The following is an 8,619-nucleotide window of genomic DNA, read 5'->3' as shown; positions in this document are numbered from 1 at the left end:
TCCCGCGGCCGCGGCGGCCCGCGCTGCATGAGCATGCCCTTCTGGCGCGAGGACCTCTAAGTCTTTCCGTTTCCGGTGCGGTCTCCCTACAACCGCACCGGTTTCGCCCGTCAAACGGGCGACACTAATACTTACGTAATTCATTTCTTCGAAAGGAAACGAACCATGGGTGTTAACCTCTCCGGCCGTAGCTTCCTCAAGCTCCTCGACCTCACCACCGAGGAGATCGAGTACCTGCTCAAGCTCTCCAAGAACTTCAAGGATATGAAGCGCGCTGGCGTTCCGCACCGCTATCTCGAGGGTAAGAACATCGTTCTGCTCTTCCAGAAGACCTCCACTCGTACCCGCTGCGCCTTCGAGGTCGGCGGCATGGATCTGGGCATGGGCGTCACCTACCTCGATCCGGGTTCGTCGCAGATGGGCAAGAAGGAGTCCATCGAGGATACCGCCCGTGTTCTCGGCCGCATGTATGATGGCATCGAGTTCCGTGGCTTTGCCCAGGACGACGTCGAGGAGCTCGCTGCTAAGTCCGGCGTGCCCGTGTGGAACGGCCTGACCACTGAGTGGCATCCCACCCAGATGCTCGCCGACATCCTGACCGTCCAGGAGAACTTCAACTACGACATCAAGGGCAAGACCCTCGTCTTCATGGGTGACTGCAAGAACAACGTTGCTCGCTCCCTCATGGTCGTCTGCTCCAAGCTCGGCATGAACTTCGTGGCCTGCGGCCCCGAGGAGTGCATGCCCGCTGACGACGTCATCGAGGCCTGCAAGCCCATCGCTGAGGCTAACGGCTGCACCATCAAGCTGACCACCGACGTCAAGGACGGCGTCACCGGTGCCGACGTTCTCTACACCGACGTGTGGGTCTCCATGGGCGAGCCTGACGAGGTCTGGGCCGAGCGCATCGCTCAGCTCACCCCGTATCGCGTTACCTCTGAGGTCATGGCTATGGCCAACCCGGGTGCCATCTTCCTGCACTGCCTGCCCAGCTTCCACGACACCAACACCACGATTGGCGCCGAGAAGTGCGAGCAGTTCGGCATCACCGAGCAGGAGGTCACTGACGAGGTCTTCGAGAGCCCCGCTTCCAAGGTCTTCGACGAGGCCGAGAACCGCATGCACACCATCAAGGCTGTCATGTACGCTACGCTCAAGTAAGAGCATCTAGCGTCTCGCTCGGGGTGTATTGCTGCGCACCCCGAGCGCTTTTGTCTGGTAAAAATCTCGCACCGAGCGACATGCACGGCACGGAAGAGCCGCTTCGGGCGAGATCAGTAAATGATTTATGAAGGGGGGATGAGAACTATGACTGAGACCGCTAAGAAAAAGCGCGGTATGCCTTCATCGTTCACCATTCTTCTTGCTCTGCTGGCAATCGTCGCGGTTGTTACCGTTATCGTCTCCGGTACGTCCGGTGGCGCGGTTACCGCTGCCCGCTTGAGCGATTTCTGCACCGCCCCGGTCAAGGGCTTCGCTGACGCTCTGCCCGTCTGCCTCTTCGTTATGATCCTCGGCGGCTTCCTCGGCATGATGACCGAGACCGGCGCCCTGGACAACGGCATTGCCGTTCTGGTGCAGAAGCTTAAGGGCAATGAGATCATGCTCATTCCCGTGCTGATGCTCATCTTCTCCCTCGGTGGTACCACCTATGGTATGTGCGAGGAGACCGTTCCCTTCTACGCCCTGCTCGCCGCCACCATGATGGCTGCTGGCTTCGACCCCATGGTCGGCGCTGCTACCGTCCTGCTCGGCGCTGGTTGCGGCTGCCTCGGCTCCACGGTTAACCCGTTTGCCGTCGGTGCTGCCGTTGACGCTCTGACTGGCGTTGGCATTGAGGTCAACCAGTCCATCATCATCGGCCTCGGTGCCGTCCTGTGGATTGTTACCACTGTTATGTCCATCCTCTTCGTCATGAGCTATGCCAAGAAGGTCAAGGCTGACAAGGGTTCCACCATCCTTTCGATGCAGGAGCTCAAGGACGCCGAAGAGGCTCACGGCAAGGCTGCTTCCGAGGTTCACAAGGAGGTCAAGCTCACCGGTCGTCAGAAGGGTGTTCTGATCGCCTTTGCCTTCACCTTCGTCGTCATGATCGTCGGCTTCATCCCGCTGGCCGACCTCAACGAGGGCGTCGCCAACTTCTTCGATGCTGGCGCTGTTTATGACGCCGACGGTAACGCCATCGTTCAGGGCTGGTCTGCCCTGATCACCGGCCTGCCCATTGGCCAGTGGTACTTCGACGAGGCTTCCACCTGGTTCTTCCTCATGGCTGTCCTGATCGGTATCATCGGCGGCCTGTCCGAGAAGCAGATCGTCAACACCTTCATCACCGGCGCTGCCGACATGATGTCCGTTGTCCTCGTCATCGCTCTCGCCCGTGGTATCTCCGTCCTCATGGCTAGCACCGGCCTCGACGTCTACGTCCTCGACGCTGCCGCCAATGCTCTGGCTGGCCTGTCCGGCGTGATCTTCGCTCCCATGAGCTTCCTGGTCTACTTCGGCCTGTCCTTCCTGATCCCTTCGACCTCCGGTATGGCTACTGTCTCCATGCCCATCATGGGACCGCTGGCTGTTAAGCTTGGCTTCTCGCCCGAGGTCATGGTCATGATCTTCTCCGCCGCCATCGGCGTCGTGAACCTGTTCACCCCGACCTCCGGCGCCATCATGGGCGGTCTTGCCCTGGCCAAGATCGAGTGGACGACCTGGCTCAAGTTTGCTCTCAAGCTCATCGTCGCTCTCTCCGTCGTCTGCGCCGTCATCCTGACCATCGCTTGCGTGATGCTCTAAGTACCCCTTGGGTACCCCACGGAAACCATGACGATCCTGTAAAGGATCACCTGGTCATCGTCTGTCCGGTGGGGTAACCCCACCGGTAGACTCCTACCTTTAGCCTCCTCCCGTTCCGTGCGCGGGGGGAGGCGCTCTTGTGTTCCGGCGTTTTACCAAACGCCGGAACCGGTCGACGCTGCACGGGCACCAGAGCGACAACTTGTCATTCAAAGAGGCCGGCATGACCAAAAGGTCTATGCCGGCCTCTTTTCATGCCAATTTGTTCGCTCTGGTGCCCGTTCGCTGACTTATGCTCAACCTGCGACGCTGCCATCGTTGGTGCAAAGGTGTCAGGTTGCTTCGCGCCATTCCCTCCTCTTTCACGTCACCTTGCTCGCTCTGGCGGGCGCTCGCTGACTTATGCTCCACCTGCGATGTTTCCATTATTGATGCAAAGGGGTCAGGTTAGCTTGCACCAAAAAGGGGAAGTTGCGGTGGAATAGTTCCTGTTTGTGTGTCCTGAGGGACTAAGCGGGAACTATTCCACCGCAACTTATCGAGCGCGTGTTTGGTTGATGCCCGTTGATTGCTTGGGTGTTGGGGAGGGCTTGCTCCGTTATAATCGCCTAAGACATTAAATGGAAACGGGACGGGAGCCATACATGCGTCAGGGTTTCGACAACGCGAAGTATATCGAGCTGCAGGCCGCTCATATTAAGGAGCGCATCTCGCAGTTTGGCGGCAAGCTGTATTTGGAGTTTGGCGGCAAGCTGTTTGACGACTATCACGCGAGTCGCGTGCTGCCGGGTTTTGAGCCGGACAGCAAGTTTCGCATGCTCAAGAGCATTGCCGATGACGTTGAGGTCATCATCGCGATCAACGCGAACCACATCGAGAAGAATAAGGCCCGTGGCGACCTGGGCATTACCTATGACGAGGACGTTTTGCGCCTGGTCGACCTGTTCCGCGGCAACGGTTTTGCTGTCGCGGCCGTGGTTATCACCCAGTACGCCGGCCAGCCCGCCGCCGATGTGTTCCGCAATCGCCTGAACGCGCTCGGCATTCCCGCCAAGCTGCACTATCCCATCGAGGGCTATCCGCACGACGTCGACCTGATCGTGTCTGACGACGGCTATGGCAAGAACGAGTTTGTCGAGACCACCCGTCCGCTCGTCGTCGTGACTGCGCCCGGCCCTGGCTCGGGCAAGCTCGCCACCTGCCTGTCTCAGCTCTATCACGAGCACAAACACGGCACCGCTGCCGGCTACGCCAAGTTCGAGACGTTCCCGGTCTGGAATCTGCCCCTCACGCATCCGGTCAACATCGCCTATGAGGCCGCCACGGCCGACCTCGACGATGCTAATATCATCGACTCCTTCCACTTGGAGGCCTACAACAAGACCACGGTCAACTACAACCGTGACGTCGAGGCTTTCCCGGTGGTCCGTGCCCTGATGGAAAAGATTCTGGGGGAGAGCCCCTACCAGAGCCCCACCGACATGGGTGTCAATATGGTCGGCTTTGCCATCACCGATGACGATGCCTGCCGCGATGCCTCCAAGATGGAGATCGTCCGCCGCTACTTTGCTGCGGTCGAGGCCGTGCGCCGCACCGGTGTGGGCGATGAGCAAGTTGATCGTCTCAAGCTCATTATGAAGAAGGCCGGTATCGATAAGAACTACTCGCCGGCACGCTCGGCCGCCCTTACCAGGGAGCAGCTGACGGGTGGCCCCGTCGGCGCCATGGTCATGCCCGACGGCTCCGTGGTGACCGGCAAGACTTCCACGCGCCTGGGCGCCGCGAGCTCGCTCATCATGAATGCACTTAAGCATGTCTCGGGCGTTGACCTTGAGCTCGAGGTCATTAGCGATGAGGCGATCGAGCCTATCAGCAAGCTCAAGACGCATTTCCTGGGTAGCAAGAACCCGCGTCTGCACACCGACGAGACGCTTATGGCGCTCTCGATCACCTCGGCAACGAGCGAGACGGCGGCCCGCGTCCTTTCGGGCCTGGAGCAGCTGCGCGGCTGCGATGCCTTCTTTAGCGTGATCATCTCGCCGACGGACGAGACGGTGTTGCGCAAGCTGGGCATCAACGTGTGCTGCGAGCCCAAGTTCGAGCGCCGTGGTTTCTTCCACCGCTAAGCCTGAATAAATTGGTCCGAAAGGGGCGCATCGGGTATACATTCGGTGTGCCCCTTTTATCAACAAAGCTACCGTTTAACCTAAAATCAGCTCGTTTACCTGCCTATAAGCGATTTGGGCGGTATACAATAACTCTAATTGTTTCATCCTTTTGCGGGGATGCCGCATGATGGATGTTGCCGGCCATCATGGGGTGTGCCGGTCGCGCGCGGTGCAAGTGATGCCCGTGCTCGGTTTGAGGAGGCTGCCATGGCTGGCAAGGGTCGTGCGAGTGTCAACGATATGAAGCGTGTCGAGGTGCAGGTGCTGATGGAGATCGCACAGCAGTCCGAAGACAACGGCGGATTTTATGGCTTTTCGCGCAAGACGCTTGCCGAGCGTGTGGGGGTGTCCCCGTATCGCGCCCGCGCGGCAATTGAACGCCTGGAATCCGAAGACATCATTGAGGTCGTCTCGCGCTACAGCGACGACGGCGGCCAGCTCGCAAATGGTATTTGTCTCACGGAGCGTGGCGAGTGGTATCTAGAGGGCATCCGTGCCGGTATGCTCGTGCAGGACTTAATCAAGGACGAGCTCGCCGATCGATAACAGCGCGCATTCATAGTCGAAACGACGCCGCCTGGGCAACCGGACGGCGTTTTGTTTCGAGATGGAGAAATGCGATTGCGCGTAAGAAAAATTGCGTGCGGCGCGCGTCGCGAGTATTACAATGAAGACCCGTAAGATGTGTATGGACAACTTCTACGGGAAGCGCAGGTAACTCAATATGACCAAGCATGTGTTTGTGACCGGCGGCGTGGTTTCGTCTCTGGGCAAGGGTATTACCGCGGCCTCGCTGGGCCGTCTACTCAAGTCGCGTGGCTACAAAGTAACGATGCAAAAGGCCGACCCGTATCTGAACGTCGACCCCGGCACCATGAGCCCGTTCCAGCATGGCGAGGTCTTTGTGACCGAGGACGGCTACGAGTCCGATCTGGACCTGGGCCACTACGAGCGCTTTATTGACGAGAACCTGACCCGCGATTCCAACTTTACGACTGGTGCCATCTATAAGAGCCTGATCGCCCGTGAACGTCGCGGTGACTTTTTGGGCGGCACCGTGCAGGTGATTCCGCACGTCACGAACGCCATTAAGGATAAGTTCCGTCGTATTGAGGAGCAGACCGGCTCCGATGTGGTCATCACTGAGTTGGGTGGCACCATCGGCGACATTGAATCGCAGCCGTTTGTCGAGGCCATTCGCCAGTACCGCAAGGAGGCCGGCCCCGAGAACGTCTGCTACATCCACGTGTCGCTCGTTCCCTATATCGCCGCCGCCCACGAGGTCAAGACCAAGCCGACGCAACACTCCGTCAAGGAGCTCCGCAGCTTTGGTATCCAGCCCGATATTATCGTTCTGCGTTCCGACCACCATATCGACGATGCCATCCGCGGCAAGATCGCAAGCTTCTGCGACGTCGACACCGACTGCGTCTTTACCAATGAGGACTGCGCGAGCATCTACGACGTTCCGCAGCTACTCGCCGAGCAGGACTTTGACCTGCGCATTTGCGAGCGTCTGGGTCTCGATCCGCGTGAGCGCGACATGAGTGAGTGGAACGAGTTCCTGCGCAAGCAGAACCATGCCAACCAGCACGCCGACAAGGTGAAGATCGCCGTCGTGGGCAAGTATACGCAGCTGCCCGATGCCTACCTGTCGGTTATCGAGGCCCTGCACCACGCGGGCGTCTTCTACGATCGCCATGTGGACGTCCAGCTGGTCGATGGCGAGAGCCTCGACGAGCAGAACGTCTCCGAGGTTCTGGGCGACGCCTCGGGCATCCTGGTCCCCGGCGGCTTTGGCAAGCGCGCCCTGGAGGGCAAGATCCTCGCGGCCGAGTTCGCCCGCGAGCACAAAATTCCGTATCTGGGCATTTGCCTGGGTATGCAGGTGGCCGTGTGCGAATTTGCCCGCAACGTCGTCGGCCTTGCCGGCGCCAGCTCCTCTGAGTTCGATCCGGACGGCCCGTTTAGCGTCATCGATCTGATGAGCTCGCAGGAGGACGTGACCGAGAAGGGCGGCACCATGCGCCTGGGCGCCTATCCGTGCAAGCTCGCCGCCGATACCCTTGCTCGCGAGGCATATGGCGAGGATCTCGTCTACGAGCGTCACCGTCACCGCTTTGAGTTTAACAACGCCTTCCGCGACCAGCTCGAGGACGCCGGCTTGGTTATCTCTGGCCTCTCACCCGACGAGCGCCTGGTCGAGATGGTCGAGCTGCCGCGCGACGTGCATCCGTGGTATGTGGCAACCCAGGCTCACCCCGAGTTCAAGAGCCGTCCGACCAACCCGCAGCCGCTGTTCCGAGAGTTCGTGCGTGCCTCGATCGGTCAGCACGAGGGTGTCGATCGCCTACAGGTGACGCCCATGAACCTCGCTACGGACTAAGGGTGCCGGCGAACAAAGAACATACCGAAGCTACTCCCTCGTCGCTCGCCGTGGCGGCGGGGGAGTATCTCGATTACCTCGCGGTCGAGCGGGGTTTGGCGCGCAACACGATTGCGGCCTATCGACGTGACCTGACGACGTACTGCGCCTATCTGGAGCGGGCGGGTATTGTGTCTTTTGAAGAGGTGACCCGTCAGGTCGTGGAGGGCTTTGTCGCCGACCGTCGGGATGGGGGCTATTCCGATGCCTCGGTGGAGCGTGCGCTTGCGGCCGTGAAGGGTCTGCATGCCTTTTTGGTGCGCGATGGGGCTGTGGCCCAAAATCCAACGGCGGCGTTGCGCCTGCCTAAAAAGGCTGAGCGTTTGCCGGAGTATCTATCGGTGGAGGATGTCTCGGCGCTGCTCGATCAAGACTTCCCCGAGGGCGAGATGGGCTTGCGCGACCATGCCATCTTGGAAGTGCTCTACGGATGCGGCTTGCGTGTGAGCGAGTTGGTGGGGCTCGATGTGGGCGATATCCATATCGACGATGGCTTTGTGCTCGTTCGCGGTAAGGGCTCAAAGGAACGCCTGTCCCCGCTGGTGGGAAGCGCGGCGCGAGCTCTGACGCTCTATTTAACTGAGGGGCGTTCTCGCTTGGCGGCCCATGCCCACGGAACCGAGACCTCGGCGGTCTTTTTAAATAAGAACGGCCGCCGTCTGTCGCGCCAGGGCATCCATGCCATCTGTGAGCGCTACGGGCGCCAGGTGGGGCTGGTGGGACTCCATCCCCATACGCTGCGTCACTCCTTTGCCACCCATATGCTTGCGGGCGGTGCAGACCTCCGTGTGCTACAGGAGATCTTGGGACATGCCGATATATCGACCACGCAGGTCTACACGCATGTCGATCGTACGCAACTGGCCGAGGTCTATCTGGCGGCGCACCCGCTGGCACATCGTTAACACATCGCTGGCCTGCATATCTATAGGTATTTGGGGACGGGCCCCAGATTGCCGCGGCGTGCTTTTGCGCGCGCATGGGCAATCTGGGGCCCGTCCCATTTTTTGCCACTTGTCGTCGCGGTGGTGGGCCGCATGTGCCTTGGGTGGGGGAGTTTGGGGGCGATGTGAACGGCATGTAAAGGGACGCAAAAATCGCCTCAAGGTCAACTTGAAGGTTGAGGTTGAAAGGCGGGGTGCCACAGGTGGCATCCCGCCGTTGCTGTAAACACAACATATTGTGTTTTCGAACATATGATTGGGGGGTGTTTTGCAATATATGGTGGGTGGAGTGGTG

Annotated in this window: 6 protein-coding genes; all 6 read left to right on the top strand. The window is 59.6% G+C overall.

All coding sequences use genetic code 11. The annotated features are described in order from the left end of the window. The first annotated feature begins 165 nt into the window (after nt 1-165). The 6 genes from argF to xerD all read left to right on the top strand — a co-directional run bounded on the left by argF (nt 166) and on the right by xerD (nt 8,285). The gene (gene argF, locus DW171_RS09760; RefSeq protein ID WP_117584234.1) at nt 166-1,161 is read left to right on the top strand and encodes an ornithine carbamoyltransferase; all 996 of its coding nucleotides are present in this window, start codon (nt 166-168) and stop codon (nt 1,159-1,161) included. Between the two features lie 138 nt (nt 1,162-1,299). After that, the gene (locus DW171_RS09755) at nt 1,300-2,787 is read left to right on the top strand and encodes a YfcC family protein (RefSeq protein ID WP_369832476.1); all 1,488 of its coding nucleotides are present in this window, start codon (nt 1,300-1,302) and stop codon (nt 2,785-2,787) included. Between the two features lie 644 nt (nt 2,788-3,431). Next, complete coding sequence (locus DW171_RS09750; RefSeq protein WP_118271082.1) at nt 3,432-4,913, top strand: DUF1846 domain-containing protein; 1,482 nt, start codon at nt 3,432-3,434, stop codon at nt 4,911-4,913. Between the two features lie 249 nt (nt 4,914-5,162). Further along, nucleotides 5,163-5,501 carry a hypothetical protein gene (locus DW171_RS09745; RefSeq protein ID WP_118271081.1) on the top strand — a complete coding sequence of 113 codons (339 nt, stop codon included), beginning with the start codon at nt 5,163-5,165 and terminating at the stop codon, nt 5,499-5,501. Between the two features lie 178 nt (nt 5,502-5,679). Beyond that, nucleotides 5,680-7,341, top strand: coding sequence for a CTP synthase (locus tag DW171_RS09740; RefSeq protein WP_117854947.1), 1,662 nt, complete (start codon nt 5,680-5,682; stop codon nt 7,339-7,341). Between the two features lie 2 nt (nt 7,342-7,343). Then, the gene (gene xerD / locus DW171_RS09735; protein WP_199586938.1) at nt 7,344-8,285 is read left to right on the top strand and encodes a site-specific tyrosine recombinase XerD; all 942 of its coding nucleotides are present in this window, start codon (nt 7,344-7,346) and stop codon (nt 8,283-8,285) included. Nucleotides 8,286-8,619 lie beyond the last annotated feature (334 nt).

The organism is Collinsella sp. AM15-2 (genome assembly GCF_003471985.1).
Classification (GTDB): domain Bacteria; phylum Actinomycetota; class Coriobacteriia; order Coriobacteriales; family Coriobacteriaceae; genus Collinsella.
Note: the sequence above shows the minus strand (reverse complement) of the source record. Positions and strands in the feature narration are given on the sequence as shown.

Excerpts from the sequence above, each read along its gene's own strand:
- DW171_RS09740 (WP_117854947.1), top strand. The coding sequence starts at position 5,680 with ATGACCAAGCATGTGTTTGTGACCGGCGGCGTGGTTTCGTCTCTGGGC.
- DW171_RS09750 (WP_118271082.1), top strand. The coding sequence starts at position 3,432 with ATGCGTCAGGGTTTCGACAACGCGAAGTATATCGAGCTGCAGGCCGCT.
- DW171_RS09745 (WP_118271081.1), top strand. The coding sequence starts at position 5,163 with ATGGCTGGCAAGGGTCGTGCGAGTGTCAACGATATGAAGCGTGTCGAG.
- argF (WP_117584234.1), top strand. The coding sequence starts at position 166 with ATGGGTGTTAACCTCTCCGGCCGTAGCTTCCTCAAGCTCCTCGACCTC.
- DW171_RS09755 (WP_369832476.1), top strand. The coding sequence starts at position 1,300 with ATGAGAACTATGACTGAGACCGCTAAGAAAAAGCGCGGTATGCCTTCA.